This window comes from Acinetobacter cumulans (assembly GCF_003024525.3).
GTDB lineage: Bacteria > Pseudomonadota > Gammaproteobacteria > Pseudomonadales > Moraxellaceae > Acinetobacter > Acinetobacter cumulans.
Window position 1 is genome coordinate 1,907,162 of record NZ_CP035934.2, and the last position, 25,717, is coordinate 1,932,878.

The 25,717-nt window shown below is 38.8% G+C and carries 27 protein-coding genes; 8 read left to right on the top strand and 19 right to left on the bottom strand.

Annotated elements, in window-relative coordinates; all coding sequences use genetic code 11:
• The first annotated feature begins 220 nt into the window (after window positions 1-220).
• Window positions 221-1,513, top strand: a complete 1,293-nt coding sequence (gene brnQ / locus C9E88_RS09070) for a branched-chain amino acid transport system II carrier protein (RefSeq protein ID WP_106984996.1) — start codon at window positions 221-223, stop codon at window positions 1,511-1,513.
• A gap of 683 nt (window positions 1,514-2,196) precedes the next feature.
• On the top strand, window positions 2,197-2,442 hold the full coding sequence (locus tag C9E88_RS09075) for a hypothetical protein (protein WP_106984995.1): 246 nt from the start codon (window positions 2,197-2,199) through the stop codon (window positions 2,440-2,442).
• Between the two features lie 107 nt (window positions 2,443-2,549).
• On the opposite strand, the gene C9E88_RS09080 is transcribed toward C9E88_RS09075, so the two are convergent.
• A complete protein-coding gene (locus tag C9E88_RS09080; RefSeq protein ID WP_106984994.1) occupies window positions 2,550-3,014 on the bottom strand; it encodes a hypothetical protein in 465 nt (154 codons plus the stop codon).
• 122 nt (window positions 3,015-3,136) lie between these two features.
• Here C9E88_RS09080 and C9E88_RS09085 point away from each other — a divergent pair, with 122 nt between their 5' ends.
• Window positions 3,137-4,003, top strand: coding sequence for an alpha/beta hydrolase family protein (locus tag C9E88_RS09085; protein ID WP_106985031.1), 867 nt, complete (start codon window positions 3,137-3,139; stop codon window positions 4,001-4,003).
• Between the two features lie 115 nt (window positions 4,004-4,118).
• On the opposite strand, the gene C9E88_RS09090 is transcribed toward C9E88_RS09085, so the two are convergent.
• The 6 genes from C9E88_RS09090 to C9E88_RS09115 all read right to left on the bottom strand — a co-directional run bounded on the left by C9E88_RS09090 (window position 4,119) and on the right by C9E88_RS09115 (window position 8,959).
• Window positions 4,119-4,331 carry a hypothetical protein gene (locus C9E88_RS09090; protein WP_106984993.1) on the bottom strand — a complete coding sequence of 71 codons (213 nt, stop codon included), beginning with the start codon at window positions 4,329-4,331 and terminating at the stop codon, window positions 4,119-4,121.
• Window positions 4,328-4,540 (bottom strand): DUF4177 domain-containing protein, encoded by a 213-nt coding sequence (locus C9E88_RS09095; protein ID WP_106984992.1) that lies wholly within the window; start codon window positions 4,538-4,540, stop codon window positions 4,328-4,330. The genes C9E88_RS09090 and C9E88_RS09095 overlap by 4 nt, the downstream gene beginning before the upstream one ends.
• A gap of 233 nt (window positions 4,541-4,773) precedes the next feature.
• Window positions 4,774-4,989 carry a hypothetical protein gene (locus C9E88_RS09100; RefSeq protein WP_106984991.1) on the bottom strand — a complete coding sequence of 72 codons (216 nt, stop codon included), beginning with the start codon at window positions 4,987-4,989 and terminating at the stop codon, window positions 4,774-4,776.
• A 210-nt stretch (window positions 4,990-5,199) separates the two neighbouring features.
• On the bottom strand, window positions 5,200-6,594 hold the full coding sequence (gene fumC / locus C9E88_RS09105; protein ID WP_106984990.1) for a class II fumarate hydratase: 1,395 nt from the start codon (window positions 6,592-6,594) through the stop codon (window positions 5,200-5,202).
• A 206-nt stretch (window positions 6,595-6,800) separates the two neighbouring features.
• Window positions 6,801-7,808 (bottom strand): NAD-dependent epimerase/dehydratase family protein, encoded by a 1,008-nt coding sequence (locus C9E88_RS09110; RefSeq protein ID WP_106984989.1) that lies wholly within the window; start codon window positions 7,806-7,808, stop codon window positions 6,801-6,803.
• Window positions 7,809-8,767: 959 nt separating this feature from the next.
• Window positions 8,768-8,959, bottom strand: coding sequence for a hypothetical protein (locus tag C9E88_RS09115; protein WP_106984988.1), 192 nt, complete (start codon window positions 8,957-8,959; stop codon window positions 8,768-8,770).
• Window positions 8,960-9,875: 916 nt separating this feature from the next.
• Here C9E88_RS09115 and tusD point away from each other — a divergent pair.
• From tusD to C9E88_RS09135, 4 genes are read left to right on the top strand one after another with little or no spacing between them, the layout of a single operon-like run.
• A complete protein-coding gene (gene tusD / locus C9E88_RS09120; protein ID WP_106984987.1) occupies window positions 9,876-10,244 on the top strand; it encodes a sulfurtransferase complex subunit TusD in 369 nt (122 codons plus the stop codon).
• A gap of 44 nt (window positions 10,245-10,288) precedes the next feature.
• Window positions 10,289-10,639 (top strand): hypothetical protein, encoded by a 351-nt coding sequence (locus C9E88_RS09125; RefSeq protein WP_106984986.1) that lies wholly within the window; start codon window positions 10,289-10,291, stop codon window positions 10,637-10,639.
• An 11-nt stretch (window positions 10,640-10,650) separates the two neighbouring features.
• The gene (locus tag C9E88_RS09130; RefSeq protein ID WP_106984985.1) at window positions 10,651-10,935 is read left to right on the top strand and encodes a hypothetical protein; all 285 of its coding nucleotides are present in this window, start codon (window positions 10,651-10,653) and stop codon (window positions 10,933-10,935) included.
• Between the two features lie 13 nt (window positions 10,936-10,948).
• Window positions 10,949-11,260, top strand: coding sequence for a TusE/DsrC/DsvC family sulfur relay protein (locus C9E88_RS09135; RefSeq protein WP_106984984.1), 312 nt, complete (start codon window positions 10,949-10,951; stop codon window positions 11,258-11,260).
• Between the two features lie 47 nt (window positions 11,261-11,307).
• Here the strand turns inward: C9E88_RS09135 and C9E88_RS09140 are convergent, their stop codons facing one another.
• A complete protein-coding gene (locus C9E88_RS09140) occupies window positions 11,308-11,790 on the bottom strand; it encodes a winged helix-turn-helix transcriptional regulator (RefSeq protein WP_106984983.1) in 483 nt (160 codons plus the stop codon).
• Window positions 11,791-12,135: 345 nt separating this feature from the next.
• On the opposite strand from C9E88_RS09140, the gene C9E88_RS09145 reads away from it, so the two are divergent.
• On the top strand, window positions 12,136-13,359 hold the full coding sequence (locus C9E88_RS09145; protein ID WP_106984982.1) for an OmpP1/FadL family transporter: 1,224 nt from the start codon (window positions 12,136-12,138) through the stop codon (window positions 13,357-13,359).
• A 93-nt stretch (window positions 13,360-13,452) separates the two neighbouring features.
• On the opposite strand, the gene C9E88_RS09150 is transcribed toward C9E88_RS09145, so the two are convergent.
• From C9E88_RS09150 to C9E88_RS09200, 11 genes are all read right to left on the bottom strand, one after another.
• Entirely contained in the window at window positions 13,453-14,199 is a 747-nt protein-coding gene (locus C9E88_RS09150) for an adenosylcobinamide-GDP ribazoletransferase (RefSeq protein ID WP_106984981.1), read from the bottom strand.
• A gap of 5 nt (window positions 14,200-14,204) precedes the next feature.
• Complete coding sequence (locus tag C9E88_RS09155; RefSeq protein ID WP_227865772.1) at window positions 14,205-14,837, bottom strand: histidine phosphatase family protein; 633 nt, start codon at window positions 14,835-14,837, stop codon at window positions 14,205-14,207.
• Window positions 14,837-15,889 (bottom strand): nicotinate-nucleotide--dimethylbenzimidazole phosphoribosyltransferase, encoded by a 1,053-nt coding sequence (cobT, locus tag C9E88_RS09160; protein ID WP_106984980.1) that lies wholly within the window; start codon window positions 15,887-15,889, stop codon window positions 14,837-14,839. Before cobT ends, C9E88_RS09155 begins: the two co-directional genes overlap by 1 nt.
• Window positions 15,886-16,410, bottom strand: coding sequence for a bifunctional adenosylcobinamide kinase/adenosylcobinamide-phosphate guanylyltransferase (gene cobU / locus C9E88_RS09165; protein ID WP_106984979.1), 525 nt, complete (start codon window positions 16,408-16,410; stop codon window positions 15,886-15,888). Before cobU ends, cobT begins: the two co-directional genes overlap by 4 nt.
• Window positions 16,407-17,033: a 2'-5' RNA ligase family protein gene (locus tag C9E88_RS09170; RefSeq protein ID WP_227865774.1), complete on the bottom strand. Its 627-nt coding sequence runs from the start codon at window positions 17,031-17,033 to the stop codon at window positions 16,407-16,409. The genes cobU and C9E88_RS09170 overlap by 4 nt, the downstream gene beginning before the upstream one ends.
• 189 nt (window positions 17,034-17,222) lie before the next feature.
• Window positions 17,223-19,310 carry a bifunctional mannitol-1-phosphate dehydrogenase/phosphatase gene (gene mtlD / locus C9E88_RS09175; protein ID WP_106984977.1) on the bottom strand — a complete coding sequence of 696 codons (2,088 nt, stop codon included), beginning with the start codon at window positions 19,308-19,310 and terminating at the stop codon, window positions 17,223-17,225.
• Between the two features lie 472 nt (window positions 19,311-19,782).
• Window positions 19,783-21,054 (bottom strand): MFS transporter, encoded by a 1,272-nt coding sequence (locus C9E88_RS09180; RefSeq protein WP_106984976.1) that lies wholly within the window; start codon window positions 21,052-21,054, stop codon window positions 19,783-19,785.
• Between the two features lie 101 nt (window positions 21,055-21,155).
• On the bottom strand, window positions 21,156-23,402 hold the full coding sequence (locus tag C9E88_RS09185; RefSeq protein ID WP_106984975.1) for a TonB-dependent receptor: 2,247 nt from the start codon (window positions 23,400-23,402) through the stop codon (window positions 21,156-21,158).
• Window positions 23,399-24,706, bottom strand: coding sequence for an MFS transporter (locus C9E88_RS09190; protein WP_425267142.1), 1,308 nt, complete (start codon window positions 24,704-24,706; stop codon window positions 23,399-23,401). The genes C9E88_RS09185 and C9E88_RS09190 overlap by 4 nt, the downstream gene beginning before the upstream one ends.
• The gene (locus C9E88_RS09195) at window positions 24,679-25,053 is read right to left on the bottom strand and encodes a hypothetical protein (RefSeq protein ID WP_106984973.1); all 375 of its coding nucleotides are present in this window, start codon (window positions 25,051-25,053) and stop codon (window positions 24,679-24,681) included. Before C9E88_RS09195 ends, C9E88_RS09190 begins: the two co-directional genes overlap by 28 nt.
• Window positions 25,050-25,694, bottom strand: coding sequence for a GNAT family N-acetyltransferase (locus C9E88_RS09200; RefSeq protein WP_106984972.1), 645 nt, complete (start codon window positions 25,692-25,694; stop codon window positions 25,050-25,052). Before C9E88_RS09200 ends, C9E88_RS09195 begins: the two co-directional genes overlap by 4 nt.
• Between the last annotated feature and the right edge of the window lie 23 nt (window positions 25,695-25,717).

Sequence of the window (25,717 nt, forward strand, 5' to 3'; positions counted from 1 at the left end):
TAATTTTTTTTAAACAATATTCAAGTCTGCTTAATTTCTCTTATTTTTAAATATATTTCACGCAATCAAACGGATAAATTAAACAACATTTGATCTTTCAATATATTAATATTGGATATTATAAAAAATATTCATCAATAAAATAAAATATTTTGCAAATCAAATTTTACCTGCTTTAAAATTACCGACTTCTATTGGCTAGCCCATCTCCCTTTTACTTATGACAAATCTCCGTACTAGAGATATTGTTGCCTTAGGTTTTATGACCTTTGCCCTATTTATTGGCGCTGGTAACATTATCTTTCCACCGATTGTGGCACAGCAAGCCGGTGAACATGTATGGTTAGCCGCTTTTGGTTTTTTAATCACAGCCGTTGGCCTACCTGTAATCACTATTATTGCTTTATCTCGTGTAAATGGTTCGATTCAAATTTTAAGTTCTCCCCTAGGTAAAGCAGCCAGTATTTTACTGACTGTTGTTTGTTACTTAGCAGTAGGGCCTTTATTTGCAACACCACGTACTGCAACTGTTTCTTATGAAATTGGTTTCTCCGCTTACTTTGGCAACTCTTCAAATACTTTGATGATTTATAGCATCATTTATTTTGCTTTAGTGACCATTGTTTCTTTGTATCCAAATAAAATTTTGGACACTGTGGGCTATTTCCTTTCACCGCTTAAAATTTTAGGTTTAGTGGTTTTAGGTGTTTCTGCATTCTTTATTCCAGCTGGCATCATCCCGCCTGCGGTAGGTAACTATGTAGCAAGCCCTGTATCTGAAGGGATTGTGAATGGTTATTTAACCATGGACACTTTAGGTGCTTTAGTTTTTGGTATTGTAATTGTTAAAGCCATCACATCACGCGGTGTGTCGGATAGCAAACTGATTACCAAATATGCCGTTATTGCTAGCATTATCTCAGGTATTGGTCTAACACTCGTCTACATTAGCTTATTTAAATTAGGCATGAGTAGCCATGATATCGCTCCAAATGCAACAAATGGTGCAGTGATCCTGCATGCATACGTTCAACACGCTTTTGGTGATATGGGTGCTTATTTCCTTTCTGCAATGATCTTTATTGCATGTATGGTAACTGCTATTGGCCTAACTTGTGCATGTGCTGAATACTTTTCAGAATTAACTAAAATTCCATATAAAGTATTTGTATTAATTTTGATTGGCTTTTCATTAGTCATTTCAAACTTAGGTTTAACTAAGTTAATTGCGGTGTCTGTACCAGTATTAAGTGCAATTTACCCACCTGCAATTGCCGTTATTTTATTAAGTTTCTGTGGTAAATTTTTCAACAATCCTTCTCGAATTATTGCTCCTGTAACTGGCGTAGCATTCTTATTTGGTATTGTTGATGGTATTAAAGTTGCTGGCTTCTCAGAACAACTACCTGCTTTTCTACAAAATCTACCTTTAAATGAACAGAATCTTGCATGGCTAATCCCATCAGTCATTGTTCTTATCATTGCATTTGTGATTGATAAAGTAAAAAACTAAGCTTTCTTACTTTAATGGAATAAAATCAAATTTTTACCCAAAATTAGATTTTAACAATGACCTATAAATGTCATATTTTATCCAAATATGCTTTTATTCGTCTTCCCATACACTTCTGCAATGTTATCTTTGACTCAGGCTTATCTAGCATCATTTCTATGCTTCATGCTGTGATGCACCAACTGACTAATGCATCAAACCAAACTTATTGATAACGAAACACCACGAATAACGACACTTTAGTACAACATAAGCCGAACAAAAACACGTACTTATTTATTTTTAACTTTGATACACTGCCTGACTTTCTTCATTTTGAATATTATTTCAAGTTTAAGCGATCTCTTAATCCATTCAATCTACGACCTACAAAACTGGTCCATATTTTGCTTTATTAAGCTATAACCCCGCTATTTTGCACTGTTTTAAACCATGCAAAACTGCAGGTCTTTGGAAATATTCAACTTCGTTAAAGTACTTATTTTTTTAAATGCATGTGCTAAACACTGTTGGATATTTAAACAATTCCACCACATACACAAATTTCATGACTTAACATGTCAATATGACAAAATAATGACATTAGTGCTTGAAATACACTCAAAATCACAGTAAAACTGTAATTGAAATCCAGACTAAAACATTAAGGTTTTAGTACCAACAACAAAAAAGGAGGGATGGAGATGTTATCTATACATTTCAACAAGCAATTCTTCATTAACGCTCTAAAGGCAAATAAGAACATGGTGACGTTTGTCAGCACAACTTTTGCCCTCATGTTGACGTTATTAATACAAGGGATGATTCATGGCAACTTAAAGCCAGAATATTTCATGTATGCAATTATCGTCTCGTGTGCTTTTTTTGTTTGGGCTGTTGTAGACCAAAAATACCGTCGTAATACTTCTTCTCAATATTTCAAAGATTGAAAGGTGGATGACTCCGTCATCCATCTTCAATCAAAATATACAAATAATAAAAACAATATCTTTCCCTAAAATATTTCATTCCCACCATCCCCTTTAAACACATAAGTTCAGCTGAGAAAGCGCATAAGCGTACCTAAAATTAATAATAAAGTTGCCCCCAATTCCCCTATCACCAGCAATAACATAGCCAAACTCATGCACCAAGTCGGCACAGTCCATTTTGAGCCTAAACGATGAGGCGTTTTAAATTGATTTGTGGTGTCCTGTAAAACCCCGTGTAAGATATAACTTAAAATAGAGAAACTAAAAAAAACTAAATTAACCCAAACGCATAGCAAATTCACCCACTCAGGGAACTGCGAAAAATAGGCCAACACAGCCAAAATAAGCGACGCAGGTGCATATAACAAACTACTACGATGCGCGATATCTACATAATAGTGCGCTCTAGCCTGTATCGAATGACGGATTTGCCAATACTTCCATACACCAGTAAGCATGCCTACCCATAAAAACAGCCCACTAAATACAATGGCGCATTGCACTGAAACTGATATTAATAAATGATCCATTTAATTTTCCTTATTTTACTTTATGGTCTTCCAACTGACTTTAAAGTCACTCTTTTAGCAAGTTTCTTTTTAGAACTCGTGTAAATTAAATCATGACTTGTTTTTTTATAAATACCTTCATCATGTCTGAATTTGAAGCACTTCCTATTGTATGTAAAGATGGCTATCAATTGGCTGCACGTTTTTATGCACATACCAACAAAGAAAAGCAAAATTTACCAGTTTTAATCTGCCCAGCTACAGGTATTACCAAACAGTTTTATCATAGCTTTGCGACATGGTTGAGCGAACAAGGTTTTGATGTCATGGTATTCGATTTTAGAGGCATTGGCGAATCACTACACGGTCAACTCAAGGACTCAACAGCCAGTATTGTTCAATGGGGTGAATTAGATATTCCTGCCGCGATAGATGTGCTGTTAAATAAAACCCATGCTCAACAGGTCTATTTACTCGGCCATAGTGCGGGTGGTCAGCTTATGGGAGTTAATGCCAACCATCATAAAGTGGCCAAAGTTGTTGCGGTGTCTGGCTCAAGTGGTCATATCAAAGGCTTAAAAGGACGCACAAAAATACTTGCACCAATAATGTTTAAAGGTATTTTTCCACTTGCTCGTTTAACCTTAGGCTATGGCCCAACCAATGCAATTGGCATGGGTGAAAACTTACCCAAAGATGTTGCGCGTGAATGGGCACAATTCTGTTCAAAGCCTGGTTATATTCTTAATGCTGTCGGCAAAACCATTCATGAAGACTTTCACTCAAAAGTACATACTCCAATTACAGTACTTTGGTCATCTGATGATGAAATTGCCACGGAAGCCAATGTAAGAGACTTACTCCGCCTCTACCCAAATGCCCATACCGATATGATTGAGCTTAAACCAGCCAGCTATAATCATAAAATGATTGGTCACATGCTGATGTTTAAAAAGTCGCATCAAAACCTTTGGCCTGTGATCGCTAAGCAATTATTAATAGCTTCGTAAGGCATCAACGCAAAACCTGAGCCTTCATGTCGAAATGAAATACACAATATAAAGACTCAAAAAAAGTCCATTTAATTATTTAAATGGACTTTGTAGAGCAGATGCACAAACCAAATTAATCTATAAATCCATCTTTTCTTAGCTTTTGATCTGTAAGAAATTCACGGATCACAATAGTGCTCAGTACAATAATCGCGACTAAAATACCCGCTGAAATGGTTACTTTAGTAAATATTTCAGAACTTAATGGCGAAAACCACAGTTGAGCAATGGCCAAAATGCCCCACAAGACAGAAATGATTAATGCACTAAAAACACCATATTTCATCGCTCACGCTCCAGTATGACAACATAAGCCTCACGTTTCCAAAACAGCAACATGCGACGGATGTCTTTTTCCATAGTAATGACAGCCCAACCTTGTTGTGCATTTTGGTTTAAAAAATTTGTAAACTTTACAGGATCAACCTTTGAAGAGCCTAAAAGCAAAGAGCCCAGCATACCTTCCTGATAAATAACAACTTTATATTCTTTCATTTTATATTATCTTATATTCAATTAATGTCATGCATTAAATATGCGATATCAGTATATATAGCATGTTATGAGTGAGCAACACAGCAAAGTAGTTTTATAAGCTGTAATTTTTTGAAATATATGCTTTAATATACGCAGTATGAGATGAGCCTTATATGAGTATCACGCGAGTGATACGACTAGCCCCTTAACCATAGGGGCTTTTTAGTATCTAAAATTTAACAAATATAGAATTATTGAATATCAAAAACCCAGTTACGCGCTTGCGTATCTGTTGTGGTTTCACACACATAGTAGTCATGATCCCATGCATCTTGGTTAAAAATTTCTTTTTTAAAGTAAGTAATTGACTTACCATTTTCTACACAAGTAAAGCTTTCACCTTGGTCTTTTACTTGAGTTCCATTCAGAAATCCACCTATGCAGAGAAATCGAGTTTGTTTAGGCATTTTTACATCAAATTTTAAATAAACATTTCAGCAGATTAAACAGTGTATCCATTTAACTGTAAAGCAATTGCCAGCCTTTTCTGGATCAATTGCTGATGGTGATTAAATCAAAAACTCATCGCATAAAAAAACCACCAATAAAAGACCTAAACGATCAATTATCAGTGGTTATACGTGGATTTTCTTATACAGGCTAAAAGCCTTCTGCACTTATTGAGTATTAGGTGAAACCATTTGTTCTGGTCGTACAACTTCATCAAACTGCTGTTCAGTCACAAGTCCTAACTCAACTGCAACTTGCTTTAAAGTTTTACCTTCTTTATAAGCCGCTTTAGCCACTTTAGCTGCATTTTCATAACCAATAACTGGGTTTAAAGCCGTGACTAACATAAGTGAATCATGTAAGAAATGATCAATTTTTTCTCGGTTTGGCTCAATCCCTACTGCACAATGGTCATTAAAGCTATTACAAGCATCACCCAACAACTGAATAGATTGTAATAAATTAAATGCAATAACAGGCATAAACACGTTTAATTCAAAGTTACCTGAAGCACCTGCAATATTTATTGTGGTGTCATTCCCCATTACTTGTGCAACAACCATAGTCATTGCCTCACTTTGAGTTGGGTTTACTTTACCTGGCATAATGCTTGAACCAGGTTCATTTTCAGGAATTCTCAACTCACCAAAACCACAGCGAGGGCCACTTGCTAACCAACGAACATCATTGGCAATTTTATTTAAACTGGCTGCTAATGTTTTTAAGGCACCTGATGCAAAAACGGCAGCATCTCGCCCTGCTAATGCCTCAAATTTATTTGGCGCAGTCACAAATGCCAAACCCGTTAAACTTGCCAATTGCTCTGCAGCTTTCACGGCATAATCTGGATGCGCATTTAAGCCTGTACCTACAGCTGTGCCACCTAATGGTAATTCGTACAAACCTTCTAGAGCTTGATGTAAACGTTTTAATCCATGGTCTAACTGTGACACATAGCCACTAAACTCTTGACCCAATGTCAGTGGTGTCGCGTCTTGTAAATGTGTACGGCCAATTTTTACAATATCTGCAAATTCTTCAGATTTTGCCTGCAAGGTGTTGCGTAATTGAGTGACTGCAGGAATAAGGAGTTCATTGATTTGTAAACTTGCTGCTACATGAATGGCGGTTGGGAATGAGTCATTTGTTGATTGTGCACGATTCACATGATCGTTTGGATGAACTGGCTTTTGTGAACCTAATGGATTCCCCAGCTTTTGATTCGCAATATTCGCAATAACTTCATTGCAGTTCATATTACTTTGCGTGCCAGAACCTGTTTGCCAAACTACTAAAGGGAATTGTGAATCCCACTGCCCAGCCATCACTTCTTCAGCTGCACCCACAATATATTGTGCCAAGTCCTGTGGAATTTGATTCAACTCTGCATTGGTTAATGCCGCTGCTTTTTTTACCAATCCCATCGCACGAATCATTGGTCGAGGTAAGCGTTCTGCACCAATTTTAAAATTTTGTAGGCTACGCTGTGTTTGCGCTCCCCACATTGCTTCGCTTGGTACTTCAACCTCACCCATCGTGTCATGTTCAATACGTGTTTGCATGTTACAACCCTATTTCCTTGTTTAAGACCTTGGCTTTAGCTAATTAAACAATACTTTGCTATGGCTGATTTGAGTGTATGAAATCCCCAAACAATTGTAAATAAGAATCAATATCAATTATCACGCTTTTTACAATCCTCTTGATCGTAAAAATATATGTCACATCACCATATTCATTTCATGTTTTGAACGTAGGGGAATTAACGTTATTGCCCACGTAGAATTTGCTGATAAAAATTCCACTCATCTTTAAGCATTTGCTGCAAATTTCGCACGGGTTTCCAGCCTAATACTGCTTCTGCTTTACTTATATCTGCACCTAAACGGTCTAACTCTTCATTTGGATAGTAACTCGACTCCACTGTTTGAATGGTGGTTTGTGTCACTTCTGCAATTTCATCTAATAGTTTTTGGATAGATATTAACTCACCCGCAATATTAAAGGCTTCACATACCTGTTGCTGTTGGCTCAGCCATTCCAAGCTTTTACTAATCGCATGGCAGGCATCTAAAACATGTAAAAAACTTCGCTCATTGGTTTTATCATCTGTGTTAGCATGCTTACGTAGCTCAATAAAATCACGTTGCATGGCACCAGCTTGCATCGCTAAAGGCACAATATTTTTAGGTAAAGGCATTACAAACTCACCTAAAATACCTTGCTCTAAGGCACCTGCAATATTCGATAAGCGCAATATCGCAATTTTCCATTCACTGTCTGTACGAGCGGTATCACGTATAATTTCTTCAACCATTTGCTGCGATTTAATATAGGGATTTGGATACGCATAGTGAAAATCCATATCCTCTTTTAATTGCGCAGACGATTTACCATATACAGCTAAGCTTGATAAATGTACTAAAGTACGCACACCTGTGCGTTGCATAGCACGCATTAAACTCATAATACAGCTTACATTATCGTTATAGTATTCCAGAGGTTTAAGCACAGATTCTTCGAGTGACTTAAACCCAGCAGCATGAACTACAGCACTCACGGAATACTGCTCAAACACTTTATTTAAGGCAGGTGTATTGCGGATATCAATTTTAACAAAGGGCACATACATGCCAGAAATAAATTCCAAGCGCTCTAAAATTTGTAAATTCGCATTCGATAAATTATCAACAATAATGACTTCTTGTCCTTGCGCTAAAAGACTTAAAGCAATATGTGAGCCTATAAAGCCTAAACCACCCGTGACTAAAATCATTCTTTATCAACTCCACTTCTGAATCAGTAAGCTATGTTTTATTTGAATTATTTTGATGCTCTGTGTAACAGATCCACAGATATCTAAACCAAATAAGCCAGCTCACAATTTCTCTTGAGCTGGCGAATATTCAAGAAAATTATAGTTATATATTACTGTTTAAAAAAAAGTCATTTGTTGTTGTTATGAATACCAACTGTATGTTGAATATAGCCAGAATTATAAAAACACACCTAAAAAAGCAGTCTAATTTTTACTAAATCAATCAATCTTTCTCATACATTTTTTATTTTAATCATTCACTTATACCACTAAGAAAGAAACTTTAACTCAGTCTCTTTTGAATAAAATTCAACTATGCTTAAAATTTATCTGTGATCATGACCACAAATTTTTGCATTTTCTCAACCCAATACTTATTATATTTTTGATACTTATTAAAATTTTATAAATCACAATGCTTCATATCATTGGAATTATCATTCTACTCTTTATTGCCTATCATTACAGACTTGATCAAGCATCTGGGGTTGGGGAATATCTTTTATATATGCTCATTGCATTGATTGTAGTTCTATTAAGGAGTGCATGGCGTACTCTAAACTAGTATTTTAAATTTTACTCATGCCATATCAGTAATCCAAATTTCTAATTCTATGTATGCTTTATCTATTTTAAATACATTAGACTTCTTTAATAAATCATTTTTTGAACTATGAACATTCATGATGTAAGTTCCCTCTCCTTTAAAAAATTGGAAGTACTGATTCGAAAGGGAGAGGTTTTTTATACTTAAAACCTCCTCATCCTTTTGCGGAGCTTACTCTTCATTCCAAAGGGAGAAAGGACTTTCATTGGTCATTTAAGTACCAACTCATGATCATTTTTTGACTTTTGAATGAACCCTATTCAATACAAAAAATAGCACTTGGCCACTACGACATAATTTTTTGCTTCTTCTAAGGTTCAGTTTTTATTTCTCTTACAACCCACTCTAAAAAATTTTTCTTATCAAAAAATTCAGGTGCTGCATTTGCAAAAATACTTTTTTCAATGTTGTTAAATATACCTTGAAATTCTAATGATCTATGTGCCTGAAAACCTGACTCTACGCCTTCATGAAGTGCTTTAAAAAAAATGGAAAGTTGCATAAATCGACTTTTGGTATCTAGTCCGTCAAATTCAGCTACAAAGTTATATATTTTTCAACTACTAACTTGGGGGTTGAGTAAATCATCGAAGTTTCATCTTATTATGTTCAACAAAAAACTAACACAACCAAATATTAATACAACAAAAAATTATATCTAAACTATTATTTATTAAGTATTTTTAACAATAATTCAGGTTTCTTAAGTAATTACTCATATAAAATCCATCTAACTATCAGTTGAATAAATTGGCACACTACCTCTACTCTAAATACAATATTTTATTAAAAAAACTGCTTCAAGATAAGCAAGCCAAACTAAAACACCTTAAAGATTGATTAGAAACTACAGCAGTTTATAGCGAAGATTTTATGTTCTTTTCCATGGTTTAACACTGGTCAAATATATCTTTATATTGAGTTGATTCATGACTTTAAATAGCTCCTTGTACTTCTACACAATACATTTGAGAAATGCTCAAGCTGCGGTTCCTTTAAGCAATAATAAAATAGTTTAATTTTTCATGATCAAGCTCGGCACAAATTTCTTAGGTCATACTAAACCATCATTTTTGATGAAGAATTTTATTTTTTTCACCCGTTATTTTATTAGCTACTTAATTGAGCATTAAGCAAGTTGACTATTAGGAGCAACTAAAAACAATTGACTAAAGTTGTATACGAGAATCGATTTAAGGAGCATCAATAGTAAATTGTCTGTAATGTGTTTTGAGTGATTATCCAATCATTGGGTTGATCTCTTAACATTTAAAATAATCATTCTTAAAAGACAGGATAATTTAATCTAGCCTATAACGAGATCATTAAAATTATGGCACCTGAAATTATTGTATAATGCCTTTTTCTTCTAACGTCTAAATTCAGTTGCTGTTGCAACTAATTTTTGCAGTGAAAGTATGAGTACCTTATTACTAATTACCTCCTCTCCTACATCTATACATGCATGGCATGCTTTAGGTTTAGCACAAGCATTACATTTGAAAAATGAAGCTTTTCGAGTTTTTTTCTATCAAGATGGTGTCGCTGTTGCTAATACATTGCAATGGGTGCCCGATGACCAACGTAATTTAACTAAAGAATGGCAAAAGCTCGAAATTCGCTTACCTGTGTGTGTAAGTGCAGCACTTGCACGTGGCATTAGTGATGAAGAAAATGCCAAGCGTCATCATATTCAGCATTACAATCTTGCTGAAGGCTTTGAATTGATTGGATTAGGTGAACTCGCAGATGCAGTTCAGTCTTCAGAGCGTTTAATTCAATTTTAATGAATGTTACTGGCTTAATTTGCTGTATATAAAAGGTTTATCGTGTGAAAAAAGTACTCGTTATATTAACCCAAGCCAACTTAAGTAGTTTGCAGGTGCATGAAAGCCTTTCTGCAACGATGGTTTTGGCTACTTTTGGCTGTGAAGTCAAAGTACTATTACAAGATGCTGCCTTAAGTTTACTGGCTTCAGATATAGAATTTAATCAAATAAAGCATGCATTTAAAGTTGCATCCAATATGGTGGAAAGCTTTGAATTTTATGACTTAACACCAGTTTTAGTTGAAACTAAAAACCAAAGCCAACGTTGGGTACAAACAACAGAACAAGAGCTTGAGTTTGTTGAACTCAATGCAACGCTCATTCAGCAATTTGACCATGTTTTGTATTGGTAAGGAATAATGCAATGAATACATCTACATTATTTTTAGTTCAATCCAGCTACGCGAATACGCTCTCCGTATTAGAAAAATTGCAACAAATGGCAACATCAACAGATCGTGTGGTACTAATGGGTGATGCTGTCATGCATGTGGCACAGCCCACGCTAGCAAATTTTTCATGTGCGATTTTAGACACCGAGAAAGCATTAATACCAGCTGATAGCGCTTTGGAGCATTTAGCTGTATTGAACTACGCTCAATTTGCAACACTATGCCTTCAATATACCCGTGTGGTAACCTTAAAATAAGTGGTTATTTAAAATGAATTTAGCCTTGGACCAAGATGGCCATTTAGTCGATTACAGCATTTGGAATGAACAGGTTGCACAAGAGCTGGCTAAATCTTTAGATTTAGAATTGACGGCTTGGCACTTTGAAGTTTTGCAAGCTGTGCGTCAATTTTACCAACAATTTGGGCATTCTCCTGCAACACGCCCACTCATCAAATTTCTGATGAAAACCGTGAGTCCAGACATTAATAATGCAATCTTGCAAGAAAAGTTTAATACTGGCTTAGTGGCACGACATCTTAGCCGTTTAGCGGGTGTACCCAAACCTGCAAATTGCCTATAGTCTCGTACCGTTAATTTTACCTTTCCCAAAAGCGCCAATTGGCGCTTTTATACAACCTGATTGAGCTGATTCAGCTTTGTATAATATGCTTCCGTAAATACTGCTTTGACCTGTTTCGCATGTAGTAGCTCACCACATTCTGAACAGACCATCATCGGTTTAAAAACCTGCCCACAACGCTTATGGACGTACTGAACCGGTGAGCCTAACCCTTCATCCATCCATTTATCAGCCCACGTATTCATGGCCATTAAGAGTGGATAAAGCTCTAAGCCTTTTTCAGTAAGTCGATATTCAAAACGCTCCTGCCGATCCATATACGGCGTTTTTACTAAAATTTGATGCTCAACCAAACGCTTTAAACGGTCAGAAAGTACATGGCGAGTTAAACCTAGATTTTCTTGAAAATCATCAAATCGATGCATGCCCAAAAATGAATTGCGAATAATCAGTAAAGTCCAGCGGTCGCCCAGAACTGATAATGCCCTAGCGATGGAACAAGGTTGATTACCAATTTCTTCCCATTTCATGAATTTGAACCTTTAGCAACTTAAGTCTTATACGTGTATGCATGCTGTTGGTATGCATACCGTTATTTTATAGCATGATTGTGCATGGCAATACATCTTGTCATTATAAGGTTGAAATTCAGCTATTTTGTATACATGTGTATTTTTAGAACAAACAGCCTATTACAGAAGGACTGCTGTGTTTTTATAAAAACACATATAAAACAAATAAATATAAACATAAAAGTTTTATTTTTATTCACATTTTGATTAATTATTATTTTATATACATCTGTACTTTTTTTAATATTATGTTATTTTTCCATCAATTTTTTTCTACATCGTCATCTCCCTGACCTGTCTGCTATGAAACTTACAACGCTTCAATCTGCCATTTTACTCAGTGCATGTGTTAGCCCTATGGCTTTTGCAGGTGGTTTAGACCGTTCTGGTCAATCTATTTCTGCCTTTTTACAGCCAGGTAATTACTTTGAAGCTGGTATTTCCGTGCTTGATCCTTCTGTTTCGGGGCAGGACAAAAATGGGAAGGCTGCCAATGATATGGCGGGTGATTATTATTTCCCAACTGCAGCCTTAAAAGTTCAAGCTACAGATCATATTTCTTTAGGTTTGTTGTACGACCAACCTTATGGTGCAGATGCCAAATATGAAGGCGAAAATGCGTTTGTCTCTGGCGCGAATGTTGCACCATTAGGTATTTCTGGTGGTACAGAAGTTACCGTTAAAACACAAAGTCTATCTTTGCTTATGGGCTATCAGCCTAATGAAAACTGGAACCTCTATGCTGGCCCTGTTTACCAGTCTGTAAATGGTGATGTGAAATTACGTGGCTCATTATTTTCTGTTTTAGATGGCTATAACTTAGAAACAGGAAATGACTATTCATGGGGCTGGCTAGCAGGTGTTGCTTATCAAATTCCTGAAATTGCCTTAAAAGCATCTTTAACCTATCGCTCTGAAGTCGAACATAAAATTGATGCGAAAGAGCAAATTAATTATGCACGTATTGCATTAAAACCTTACGAGACAGCCGGTTTACTCAATTTAAGTACTAACCCTATTGATACTTTTACCTTTTCTACACCACAGTCAGTTAACTTAGACTTGCAAACAGGGATTATGGCCAACACCATTGCCTTTGCAAATATTCGCTGGGTGAACTGGTCTAATTTTGTTGTACGTCCTTTTAAATTAGGTCAAGTGAGCCAAGCCACAGGCCCGCTGGTTGGTAAACCAAATGGCTACAATCTTATTGACTATAAAGACGATCAAATTTCTGTGAATGCAGGTGTAGGCCGTAAGTTTAACGATAAATGGGGTGCAAACCTTTCTGTAGGTTGGGATTCTGGCGCAGGTAATCCTGTAACTACTCTTGGACCAACTGAAGGTTACTGGTCTGTAGGTACAGGGGTACGTTATAACCCTGCAAAAAATTACTTTATTGGTGCAGGTGTTAAATACTTCTGGTTAGGTGATGCAGATGCGGTCACAGGTGCACATACTGAAGCTGGCCGTTTTAGCAATAACCATGCTGTAGGTTATGGTCTAAATATTGGCTATAACTTCTAATCAAGCTTAAGTTTTGTGTCAAAAAAAAGCCTCTGTTCATCAGAGGCTTTTTTAATATATGCAGAATAAATTTGCCCTACTTAGCTTTAAACGTTATGCCAGTAGATAATAGCTCCCCAACACGAAAGCCAATAGACTGACACATTCACAGATTTCAATGCTCGCGCCTACAGTATCCCCCGTAATGCCACCAATACGTTGCTTAAATTTACGACGCAAATAAAGCAAACTAAAAGCTGTGACTAAAACAGCAACAAGACCTAAAACTGAAAAATATAAGGATGACAGCACAAGCAAGACCATAATAGTAATGGCTAGCTTTTTAGGGATATATGAAGCCATTGAGCTACCCAAGCCTTTTTCGCGTACATAGTCTGTGCTTAAAAACAAAAACATCGGCGCCAAACGGCCTAAAACTGGAAATAGTAGCAAAGCACTATATAGTTGCTTTTGGATTAATAAGTACAGCGCAGACCATTTTAATAGGCAAATAATGATTAAGCTGAGTACACCAATCGGCCCGCATGCAGGGTCTTTCATAATTTTCAGTGTACGTTCTGCATCACCAAAGCCACCCACCCATGCATCGGCAGTATCGGCCAATCCGTCTAAATGTAAGCCACCTGTTAGCCAGATCCACAATACTAAAATAAGACTTGCCGATAATATGGCAGGAATAACCTGTAATAATAGGGCTACAGCACAGAGAATTACCCCAATGATGAATCCAATTAGCGGATAAAATAATACCGACTGCCCATTTTGCTGTTTGCTTGGCATGGCTTTCAGCTGTACGGGAAATGTGGTCAGAAATTGGAGTGCAATCCAAAATGGCATCATAAGGGCTACTCCTCGATGTGCAGATACATCAAATCTGTAGCACGTGTACCACAAAAATGATTGAGCTGTGCTAAGTCTGCAGTCATCTTCAATAAATCATTCATCGGTAGCTTGAGCGCTTTACATTTGAGTAGTTTAATGATGCCACCATGGCTAATCACCAAGGCCTTTTTGAGCTTGTTTTCTTGCATATAAGCCATCATCTGCACGATTGCTTGAGTCACACGTGCATCAAATTGTGCCAAAGTTTCTGCATTGGGCGGGCTAAATTCAGTCGGTTGCAACCAAAATTTTTCCAGCTGATCAGGCACAGTTTCATATAAAAACTGCGTGCTTTGCCCTTCCCAGTCGCCAAAATGCATTTCTTGCAATTGTGCTAAGCAATGCACATCTAAATTGAGTTGCCTTGCAACAGACTGTGCAAAACGCTGACAACGCTGTAGCGGTGAGCTGAAAACAACATCCCAACTTTGCCCCGTCTCAATCGCATTGCGTAGTGTTTGCTGCATCTGCTGCCAGCCATTTTCAGTCAACGCATCATCGGTTGAGCCACGTAAAGTGTGGCTCAACTCAGTTTCACCATGACGCATCACATCTAAATGCAGCACATCAGTTGCAATGTCAGACTGACTTGACATTAGACCTTATCACCGATGACAGCAGCTTCTGCAAATGTGGCCATGTTATTATGCAAACTGCACGCCAGCTTAATTAGGCCAAGTGCTGCACCTGCACCACTGCCTTCACCCAAACGTAAATTCAGTTTTAATAACGGTTCAGCTTGTAATTCCTCTAATAAACGGCGGTGGCCATATTCGGCAGATTGATGGCCAAATAGCATCCATTCACGCACTTGTGGATTTAAACGTACTGCAACCAATGCCGAAACTGTACTAATAAAGCCATCAACGACAATAGGCAGACCTAATTGTGCACAACGAATATATGCACCTGTCATCGCAACAATTTCTAAGCCACCCACTGCAGCCAAAGCTTTAAATGCATCCTGTTGTACATATTCTTGATGTAATGCCAAAGCTTGATCGATCACGTGTTTTTTATGCGCCAATTGCTCTGCACGAATTCCTGTGCCTACACCTGTGAGTTTTTCTGCAGATTCATTTAATAAAAAACACGCCACAGCAGATGCAGAACACGTATTCCCAATACCCATCTCACCCGCGACATAAATAGACGCCTGCGTAGCAAAGGCTTTTTCGGCACTCAGATAGCCCAATTGCATGGCCTGTTCGCACTGCTCTTCTGTCATGGCAGCTTGATGTGCAAAATTTGCCGTGCCTTGCATAATGCAGTGGCGCTCTACTCCTGCATAGTCGTAAGCCTCACCCACAGAACCACAATCAATCACCTGTAAATTGGCATTGTATTCTTTAGCAATCACGCTAATGCAGGCGCCACCAGATGTGAAGTTTTGTAGCATTTGGCGAGTAACGGCTTGTGGATAGGCTGAAATATTTTCTTCCATCACGCCATGATCACCTGCAAATATACAAATCCATGGTCGTTCTATAGATGGTTGTGCTGTATCTTGAAGCGTTGCCAATAACACTGCCGTGCGTTCTAATTCAGATAAAGAACCTGTAGGTTTGGTTAATTGAAGCTGCCTTGCTTCTGCTTGTTGTTTTGCATTTTCACTAGGCACTTTACATGCACTTAACCACCAACTCATTCTTTATCTCCTTTTAAAATCATGGGAAAACCTGCCACACAAAATACAACTTTATCTGCAATTTGGCCCAATTGCTGGTGCAAACGCCCTGTTTCATCAACAAACTTACGGCTGATTTGCCCCATCGGCACAACACCAAGTCCGGTTTCATTACTCACCAAAATAATGTCCGATTTTAAGGTCGGTAGCACATCTAATAACTTTTGACATTCGACTACTTGGCATTGCGTTTGCTCATCTTGCATGAGCAAATTACTCATCCATAAAGTCAAACAATCGACCAAAATAACTTGTCCAGCTTGATCTAATGTTTGCAAACAGGCCGCCAACTGCAAAGGCTCTTCAACTACCCGCCAAGTTGAAGGTCGCTGTGCTTGATGATGTGCAATACGCTCAGCCATTTCATCATCCCATGCTTGCGCAGTCGCTATATAAGTCACACTTTTATTTGCTTGCTGTGCAGTACGTTCAGCTAGACGGCTTTTACCCGATCGTGCACCACCCAATATCAATTGAATCATAGAGAACCTAAGTGAAAATAGTGTTGAGCCATTAACTCAGCTTGTAATTGCTGGGCATGATAGGTACCAAATGTTAAGGCATCCACCTCAAATTCAAAGCTTTGCTTTGGCACTTCTGCTACTCGCGCTAAAACTTCATTGCTATTTAACTGATGCCCATACAGACCTAAAGTAATATGTGGACAATAATCTAAAGGTGCGATTTCATTAGAGCAGAGATTCAGCGCCTGCCGGATTTGTGTTAGGACCTGATCTGGATCTTCAATTTCTACAAATAATGCGCTTTCAAAGCTGTTGATATGGCTAGTTTTGAGTCGAAATTTCTGTAATTTCAATTGTTGTAATTGGTGCTGATGTTCTTGTAATTGTTGTACGCTAAAATTATCACTCGCACTGTGCTGAGCGTTCCAAAACCCACAAATATATAGCGTAATATGAAATTGGCGCGTATTGGGTTGTAATAATATATCGGCAAATTGCTGACGTAATTGTGATAAATACGCCAAAAGCGCTGGGGCATGTATTTCAAGATACCATAATGAAAACTCTGTGCGCCCTAAATGCCATTCAGGATAATCTTGTTGTAGCGTCGCAATGACAGGCATATTCGGCTGGAGAAACACAGACAATTCACAATAAAAATTGGTGACTTACTTTAACCATGTTTAGGCATGAAAACCATGCTTAAACACACTCAATTGGATTAGCAATATTCATCTTAAGCTGAATATTTCTCAGCTCACACTCAATCGTTCATAAATCGTCTGCATTTTTACTCTATTTGCCTAAAGCCGTAAATTTAGATGATCAATCTAAAAATCATGTTGCGCTAATTGGTTCTGTAAAACGCTATCAATCGCATGAAAGCTTTGCTGTACCAGCTTTGGATCTGCCTCGATCAAAGCAAACTGCTTTTGTAAAAATAGCCGCACATCTTCTTGGGAATATTGCAGTTGTTGTACGGCATACATCGCACCCAATACAACACCTTGTTCTAAAGCACTTGTGGGCAAACCATACTCAAGATTCGTTTGCAATGAACCGAGTACACGCTCTTGCGCACTGAGCTTACGTAAAGGATCTCGTGCCACACGCGCACATGGGTCTTTAAATGCATTTTGGCAAGACCTTAAAAATGCCTGAGCCAGTTCTGCTAAATCATGATGATAATTTGGCATACTGCTATTTAGACCCGCTGTCACTTCTTTAAGCAGTGACTGGCAAAACAAACTGACTCGCTCATCTGCCATCGCAAGTCCAATGGTTTCATAGCCCAATACACTGCCATACCATGCAGTCATCGCATGCACACCATTCCATAAACGATTTTTAATGCGCTGAATGTCTTGTATGTCGTCCACTAAAATCATTTGACGCATTTTACGTAGCAAAGGACTGTTATTTTCGACATATAAAGGCATATTGAGTTCTGCATGAAATAGAATCAAATCCATATTTTGCAATGCATGGCTGGGTTGTAAATTACGGCGTAAGTGATCTATATAAGTCGTCGCTTGCTGTTCTTGCTCGAGCGTTAATTGCGTCGCATCATCCCAATGCTGTTGTGCGTCGTCCTCAGCGTCCACTTGCTGTTGCTGAAAAATGCCATGTTTAATTTTAAGCTGGCGATATAGGTTTTGATCACTTAGCTTAGACACCATACGATTCACCACCGTATCGCAGAAATAATGCTGGCACATAATCTTATTTGCAATCTCTGCATCGGTAATGTCTAGCAACGCCCGATGAACCAGTTGCATGAACAGCGCTTTCGCACCAATTTTATTTAAAATAATTAAAAACGTCAGCGGAAGCTCTTGTTGTTCAAATGCAACATGACGCGCCATAAGCCCCTGTGCAATGGTTTTGGCTTCTTGAGCTAAGGCAGATTCAGGCAAACATACTGCCACCATAGTCGATTCCGTATACATCTCTTGCATCTGCTCAAGATTGCCAGCATCAATCACTTGTATATTATCAATTCGCTCATCATAAGACATTTCACCATAACGAATACTATATGCACCAAAGGCATTTACCGCAGATTGATACAGTGGATTACGTGTGGTCGCATAAATACGCTTTGGCCGCGTATAGCCATCCCAATGTGAAAAAACTTGCGCAAGATAGCCCCCACCAATCGCCCCAAATCCATGGATGCCTACGCTTAATAAATTAATGGTTTGCGGGAAAGCCGTTTGTAATTCTGGCATCAACAAATGATCGACATATTGGTCTAAATCATCAAAAAACGCATACATATCATCATAATAAAAATCTGCATTACGCATCATTTCAGCATTCGGTGTCTTAATGTCTTTTAATAAGATGGTAATGCCGTTTGCATGACGCGCTGAACGAATACCATTGGCAGAGTCTTCAAACATTAGACTTGCATTTGCTTCGACATTTAACTGCTCAGCCGCCTTCAAAAATATTTCTGGATGTGGCTTACCTTGCTGTACTTCATCTCCACAAACCAACACATCAAAAAATTTATATACGCCTGCATTAATCAAATATTCTTCTGCAATTGCACGGCGACTAGATGTGGCTACCGCCATACGTAGGCCAGATTTACGTAAGCGTTCTAAAACTTGAACCAACCCTAATTTAATGGGTACACCGTTCGTACGAACATACTCCAATTCCAATTGATCAGCTCTTTGACGAATGTCTGCATAAGGAATTGATTCCCCATATTCTTGATGAGCCAATTCTTCTGCACTTTTGGCACTCAGCCCTAAACAAGCCATTAAATAAGCATCTGAAAATGCCTCGCCATGCAGTTCTTGAGATGCCTGTTTCAATGTTTGAAACCGAAGCCGCTCAGTATCAAACATTGTTCCATCCATATCAAAAATGGCAGCAAAAATATTTTTTCCATGAAATTTAAACATTTATTCCCCTAATTTATAAATTAATGCACCTACCTATGCTAGCTGAGCTCGCACCAAGAAAGGCTAAAATATAAATATGGAAACAAATTTGATTATTTTTTGATCCAAAATATTTAAAGCTTACTATTTTTTGTTGTTTTTTCTTTAGCGCTCTAATGTGCTTATGTAATCTCAACAAGCGATAAATGGAGAATAAGCACAAAATAACATCGGAGCCGTACAGTCAAAATAATTCTATCTTCTACAGTTTTTCCAGCTTAAGCACATAAAAAGAGATCAATATTCAGCAGTATAAATAACGAATCAACGCGAAAAAAATAGGCTAAAACAAATCTTCACTTAACATGAATCAGCCAATCAGACAAATCTCAATAGCTTGCTACTTGATCGTGATTGGCTTAAAACATAAATATTGATGTAACTATGCAGACTTAAGTTCCAGCATAAAAATTGATAAATTTAACTAGTCAATTTAACGGGCCAATTCAGCTGTTTTTTCGGGGCTGATTTGCTTGAATGCAAAAAACACCATGAGTGCAAACATCGTGAGCATTAAAAAATAATACGGATAAGACGTATGCCATTGGTATAAGCCAGTGCTTAGAATTGGCCCGATTACAAAACTTAAAGCTTGTGTAGCCGTACACCAACTAGCCACTTTAGCCTGCTGATGTTTAGGTGCAGTTTGCGCAGCACCTGTAGTAAAAGCAGGGATTAAACACGCTACCGACACACCATAAAGCACATAGGCCAGTTGGAATACTCTCAAATGTTCTGTGCTGACAGATATCCAAAGTGCGATACTCATTGCAACCAAGCCCACCCAAAGTAAGGTATATACAGACCATTTGAGCTTTTTAGAAATCAGCACTTGCATCACCACCAGCGAAATTCCCACCAGTAACGAGCATTGAGAAAAATATGTCGCACCTTGTAAAACACTGGTTTTAAAGTGGTCTTGAATATAAAAGCCAGCGGTTAAATTAACCGTAACGATAGCCAAGTACAAACTAAACCCGAGTACCAGCCATGCCATTGAGCGCTTTAAACTAAAGTTTTTCCCCTCTGTCAGTACTTCATCTGAATCTAAACTCTTGCTCTGTTGAGCCAAAGTACTTGTAGATTCAAGGCTGATTGAGTTTTCTGAACTGGCATCCTTTGGCTTTTGCTGGTCAAATAACACAACAATCACCACACTAATAATGCTCAAAATCGCAATAGCAGCCCAAAGTGGTGTCATCATGCCCCATGCCAACAGTAATGTGGTCAAAAATGGCCCAAATACCACACCTACGCTATTGAGCGCACCAAATTTTGACATAGTTTTTGAGCGTAGCTGTTCTTCTTCATAACTGGTCATAACATGGGTTTGTAGCGCAATTTGTGGCATTGCCATAAATACCCCTGTACTGGCGCGCGCCAACATGAGTAAGGTAAATAGCAACATTACGGATATTTGCGCCGTAAGCCCATACATGAGCACACCACTAAACAGTCCCCACGTGACTGCCATGCCAATAAAACCAATGCTCAGCAATTGATAAATTGAAAACTTTGTTTGATTTTTACTGATATAAATTGCAGCACACGCCATGAGGAGCGCACCTATAGACACCATGGCACCCGCTTGAAGCTCCGACAGCTGTAACTTACGAACCAGTGGTGCAAGTAAGGGTAAAATCATGGAAAAACTTGCGCCATTGGCAAGGCTTGCGGCAATAAAAATCTTATTATTTTGCTTCATTGTTTTATAACTCATACGGCTGACATGTTTATAAAGCAAAAAAGGCAGCTTGCGCTACCTTTTTACGATGCACTGCATAAAGCGGAAAGATTGTGTGAGTTTTAATATTTCAAACTATAACTCAAACCATAGGTTCGCCCTTGTGCAGGCAAGCTCGAAATTGGGCCATATACCGTAGATACAGACTGACTATATACAGATTTATAGTCATTGTTCCATACGTTATATACACCTAAGCCTAAGTTACCTGGCCCAGCTTTGGTATTAAAAATCACATCCATCGTGCTAAAACCTTTAATTTCTGCTGGTGCACGTGAACCATATTTTTCAGCATCTTTTTTCGCTTTATCTGTACCCCCTACTGCAAGTGCTTGCACACGTAAGCTCATGTCATGATCAAATTGCCATTCAGAAAAAACTGTCCCTTTTAAAGGAGCTACACGGATAGCGTCCAGCTCTTGCCAAGCACCTGTGGTATTTTTAAACTGGCCACGTGTATAAGCCAGAGTTCCCCCTACTGTCCAATCAGGCTGTAACTGATAACTCATATTGCCTTCTAGGCCATAAACGCGCTCATCCGTATCAACGACATCAATGGTAAAATTTGGCTGTCCAAATTTAATCGATTTATTAGAGTCATTATAAAAAGCCGACAGCCCTGCATTTAGCCCTGTTGCAGACTGTTTACGCCATCCCACTTCATAACTATTGACTTTAATTGGCTGAATACTTTTGTTGCTTACCTCAAAACCAGCAGGCACATCACGGAGCATACGCTGTACATCGGGTAAATTAGCCCCTTGTGAAAAATTAGCAAACAGCTGTTGCTCGTCTGTTAAATGATAGACCGCACCCAAATTAAATAAGGTTGCATCGTGGTCAATTTTACCGCCATTGAGGGTTTTGGCCTGATAGCCTGGCACATCATTGGCGACCACTTGTTCAGAATACGGCGTAGAAGCTGCAACTTTACTTTCTACATATTCTTGACGCACGCCTGCTTGCACACCAATTCGGTCTGTTACATCCATTTGAGCTTGTACGAAAGCACCAATTTTACTGGTTTCAACATCTGGCCCAAAACCATATTTGCCCTGTGCTTTAAAGTTTAGGCCATTACTTTGCATAAAGGTATTGAGGTCATAACGGCGGAAGGTTGCACTGTCTTTTTCATTTTCATAGTCCACACCATAAGTAAGGCCTAATGTTTTATTTGCGACATCAAAGTCTTTTTGTAAGGCAACACGTGCCCCCAATACCTCCATTTCACTTTCCGACTGACTCACCAAAAAGGTTTTGAGTGAAGGATGATCAAAACCATTTACAGACGGATAAAAGCGTGCAACTTCATTGCGGTAATATGCTTCTACATTCAGATGGTGGCCCAAAAAGTCTTGATTTTCGTATTGCGTATTAAAGCCATAACGCTCTGTTAGAGGTTGTTCATCCAACTGTAAGCCTTTAACAGCATGCAAGGAAGGTGTTTGCCCTTGTAATAAAACGGCTAAATTTGACCCATAATCTGGCCCATATTCACTGTCTTGTTCATCATGAAAATAATTTGCACCAAAACTTAAATTTTGCCCATCAGCAATTTTCCAAGACACGCGACCATTTAAATCTAGCGTATCTGTGTCTTGGCGATCGGTCTGTGCAACTTCAGGGCCAATTCGCTTACCATGACTGTCTTGAAATTCACCACGCTTGGCATAGCTTGCACCTAAAGTCCCTTTCACATCGCCCTGATTAAAATTCATCACTTGTGAAACTTCATAAGCCATGGCATCAGATTTAATATTATTGCCTGAAGTCACACCTAATTTGGTTTCAAAACTTAAGGGTTCATCACCACCACGGCGCGTAATAATATTAATAATACCGCCAGTTGCGCCTGAACCATAAATACTGCTGGCTCCTGAAACCACTTCAATACGCTCAATCATGGCAGGGCTAATGCTGTTTAACTGACGTGATAAATCTCGATAACCCGTTTGTGGTACGCCATCAATCATATATTGCACGACACGGCCACGCATGGTCATGCCATAGTTAGATGTTGTACCTGAACCTGCTGTTAAAGATGGAATTAATACGCCCAAGATGTCTGAGGTGCTTTTACCCGCATTCGATTGTTTTTCAATTTCTTGACGTGGAATGCTATAAACCGTTCCTGCAATATCAGCAATATTTTTGGCTGAACGTGTTGCAGTTACCACGATGGTTTCCATTTTAGTGGTTGAGGGCTCAGTTGTGGTATTTTCCGTACTGTTGATGTCGGCAGCATATAGCTGTGTACATACAGCAAGACTCAAGCAGGTCAATTGCATTGGAACAAAAAAGCGTTTCATGGGTTTTCCTCACTGTGTGACACAGTATTTTTTTGACGAAGTTTGTGTTTTTTTATTTGTGAAATTATGAGTTGGCTCAGTAACACGCTAAGCACAGATCCAATAGCCAAAACCAAATAGAAATGACCATAACCAAGTGCTTTGGCCAAAAAGCCTGAAAAAGCTCCGCCAATGAAATACACCAGCAATTCGAAGCACACTAAAATGGTGAAATCTGTGCCTGCTTGGGCTTTAGATGCGCTTTGCATGAAGTAGGCATACAGCGCTGTCATGGCGATATAACGAATGGCCAGCATCAGCACAACGCAAAGCGCCAAGAATAAATGCCACTGCTGGAACCAACCTAAAACAATGGCAAAGCCCATAACGGCATAAAGCGCCGTACGACACCATGCAGCCCAAATGAGTAATTGGGTTGAGGGGATTTTTTTTAGTAGGAAGGCAACACTGACAGCCGCCAACAAGCCCACACCCGCCCCAATCACAGACATCAATACGCCAATTTGTGAGAGTGACCATTGTTGGTCGATGAGCATCGGATTAAGCATGGCCATTGCTGGTGCTTCTACCACGCGATAACACAAGATTAAGGCCAAAGCCCACAATATTTCTGGGCGTTTAAAAGCACGTTTTAAACTAGGACGGGTGTCAACGAATGCTTCTGCAGTTGTCGATATTGTAGATTTTTCTTGTATAAAAAATATCGCTAGCATGGTCAGTGCCGTCAACACAGCCAAACTGGTCAATGCATATTGCCAGCCATAGTATTGATACAGCCAAAGCGTAGCAGCCCCACCAATCATGCTCCCCAATGCAACACCAATACTTTGTGCCATACTGCCAAAACGGTAATCGGTATCTTTAAAGCTTTCTACGGTATAACCATCAATGGCAATGTCTTGCGTAGCAGCAAAGCTGGAGATCCATAGCCCAACGATGACAAATACCCCTAAACCATAGGAAAATTGCGTCATGGCCAAGGCCAATACACCCAAAACTAAGGCAATTTGGGTCACAAACAACCATGTTTTTCGTTTGCCTAATTTTTGAATATAAAAGCGATCTATATATGGCGCCCAAAAAAACTTAAAGGCCCACGGCAGATACAGCAAAGACAGCATGCCAATCCAACGTAAATCGACACCTTGGTGCCTCAAGATTGCAGGCAACGCCACATTATAAAAATACAGGGGTAGCGCATGAGCCAAATACAACACAATCACAATACCCAAGCTCAATGCTGTAAGCCCCTGACCTGTTGCTTGTTGTTTTGCATTTAACATAGCCACCTCTGAACAGCCCATTGCAACGCATCTGTACGGTCTAAAGTGACGTAATACGGTACACGCCATGCTGCATGTAAAGACGGTGCATTTAAACGTTGCTGATCTGCTGGATCTTGTGCAATGCGTACCAATCCCAAACAGTATTGGAAAAAATCTTGCTTATAGCGCTTGTACCATGTGGCTTGTAGCTGTCTATATTGCTCTGGAAACTCAGTCACAGGCTCAGTTTGCATGACCAAAACAAAATGTTGTTGCTTTAGAAAAAAGCGCTCTACCTGACTCAGCCATAGCTCAAACTCTTCGGTAGAAACATGCGCTGAAAAGCGCATGTCCATAATTTGGATATGTGTGGAGGCATAGCTCATAACATGGCCTCAGTCTGCGCTACAGGCTGTATCTTCTTTTGAGCTTGCTGAGATACAGTCAAATAACCGCCAAATTTTTGATAGAACTTATCTTTGAAGCAGTAATACAGCATGGCGGTTTTTTCAGGCATTGGAATTAATCGCTGCGCCTCATAACAAAGCTCTTCTACTACAACTGCATAAGGTTTCACCGTATGGTCTGGCTCACCCACAATTTTTGTGGATGGTGCATGTTCAAAGATATAAAAACCCAACATTCGCATCACGGGTCTTAAATATCCCTGACCAAATGCAGACTTTTCACCAAATAACAAATGCCAGCCTAAATCTGTGTCATCCCCGTCGTAATAGCGCCCTAAGCGGTCGCGCTTACCTTCATAAATTTCGGTATAGCCCACATCCTGCCCATTCACACCAACAATCAATATTCGGTGATGATCATCCGCCAAGGCTTTTTCATAATAGACCTGTAGCTCAAGTTCAGATTTGTTCAGTTGCCACTGTGGAATGACATGCGGCTCATGCATCCATTTATGTACCAAAGCCATATCTTCTGGATATCGCATTTGTCGCAAATAGAATTGCGTCTCATTCTCATTATATTCATAAAAATCAGGCAGTTGACGCGATAAAGTAGTCATTATTTTCGTCCTAAAAAATGTCT

Coding starts and splice junctions, on each gene's coding strand:
- C9E88_RS09130 (WP_106984985.1), top strand. CDS start 10,651: ATGAATACATCTACATTATTTTTAGTTCAATCCAGCTACGCGAATACG.
- cobT (WP_106984980.1), bottom strand. CDS start 15,889: ATGAGTTGGTGGTTAAGTGCATGTAAAGTGCCTAGTGAAAATGCAAAA.
- cobU (WP_106984979.1), bottom strand. CDS start 16,410: ATGATTCAATTGATATTGGGTGGTGCACGATCGGGTAAAAGCCGTCTA.
- C9E88_RS09140 (WP_106984983.1), bottom strand. CDS start 11,790: ATGAAATGGGAAGAAATTGGTAATCAACCTTGTTCCATCGCTAGGGCA.
- C9E88_RS09185 (WP_106984975.1), bottom strand. CDS start 23,402: ATGAAACGCTTTTTTGTTCCAATGCAATTGACCTGCTTGAGTCTTGCT.
- C9E88_RS09200 (WP_106984972.1), bottom strand. CDS start 25,694: ATGACTACTTTATCGCGTCAACTGCCTGATTTTTATGAATATAATGAG.
- C9E88_RS09110 (WP_106984989.1), bottom strand. CDS start 7,808: ATGATTTTAGTCACGGGTGGTTTAGGCTTTATAGGCTCACATATTGCT.
- C9E88_RS09135 (WP_106984984.1), top strand. CDS start 10,949: ATGAATTTAGCCTTGGACCAAGATGGCCATTTAGTCGATTACAGCATT.
- C9E88_RS09080 (WP_106984994.1), bottom strand. CDS start 3,014: ATGGATCATTTATTAATATCAGTTTCAGTGCAATGCGCCATTGTATTT.
- C9E88_RS09075 (WP_106984995.1), top strand. CDS start 2,197: ATGTTATCTATACATTTCAACAAGCAATTCTTCATTAACGCTCTAAAG.
- mtlD (WP_106984977.1), bottom strand. CDS start 19,310: ATGTTTAAATTTCATGGAAAAAATATTTTTGCTGCCATTTTTGATATG.
- C9E88_RS09195 (WP_106984973.1), bottom strand. CDS start 25,053: ATGAGCTATGCCTCCACACATATCCAAATTATGGACATGCGCTTTTCA.
- tusD (WP_106984987.1), top strand. CDS start 9,876: ATGAGTACCTTATTACTAATTACCTCCTCTCCTACATCTATACATGCA.
- C9E88_RS09085 (WP_106985031.1), top strand. CDS start 3,137: ATGTCTGAATTTGAAGCACTTCCTATTGTATGTAAAGATGGCTATCAA.
- C9E88_RS09100 (WP_106984991.1), bottom strand. CDS start 4,989: ATGCCTAAACAAACTCGATTTCTCTGCATAGGTGGATTTCTGAATGGA.
- C9E88_RS09095 (WP_106984992.1), bottom strand. CDS start 4,540: ATGAAAGAATATAAAGTTGTTATTTATCAGGAAGGTATGCTGGGCTCT.
- fumC (WP_106984990.1), bottom strand. CDS start 6,594: ATGCAAACACGTATTGAACATGACACGATGGGTGAGGTTGAAGTACCA.
- C9E88_RS09090 (WP_106984993.1), bottom strand. CDS start 4,331: ATGAAATATGGTGTTTTTAGTGCATTAATCATTTCTGTCTTGTGGGGC.
- brnQ (WP_106984996.1), top strand. CDS start 221: ATGACAAATCTCCGTACTAGAGATATTGTTGCCTTAGGTTTTATGACC.
- C9E88_RS09145 (WP_106984982.1), top strand. CDS start 12,136: ATGAAACTTACAACGCTTCAATCTGCCATTTTACTCAGTGCATGTGTT.
- C9E88_RS09190 (WP_425267142.1), bottom strand. CDS start 24,706: ATGGGCTGTTCAGAGGTGGCTATGTTAAATGCAAAACAACAAGCAACA.
- C9E88_RS09150 (WP_106984981.1), bottom strand. CDS start 14,199: ATGATGCCATTTTGGATTGCACTCCAATTTCTGACCACATTTCCCGTA.
- C9E88_RS09115 (WP_106984988.1), bottom strand. CDS start 8,959: ATGCAACTTTCCATTTTTTTTAAAGCACTTCATGAAGGCGTAGAGTCA.
- C9E88_RS09155 (WP_227865772.1), bottom strand. CDS start 14,837: ATGTCAAGTCAGTCTGACATTGCAACTGATGTGCTGCATTTAGATGTG.
- C9E88_RS09180 (WP_106984976.1), bottom strand. CDS start 21,054: ATGAAGCAAAATAATAAGATTTTTATTGCCGCAAGCCTTGCCAATGGC.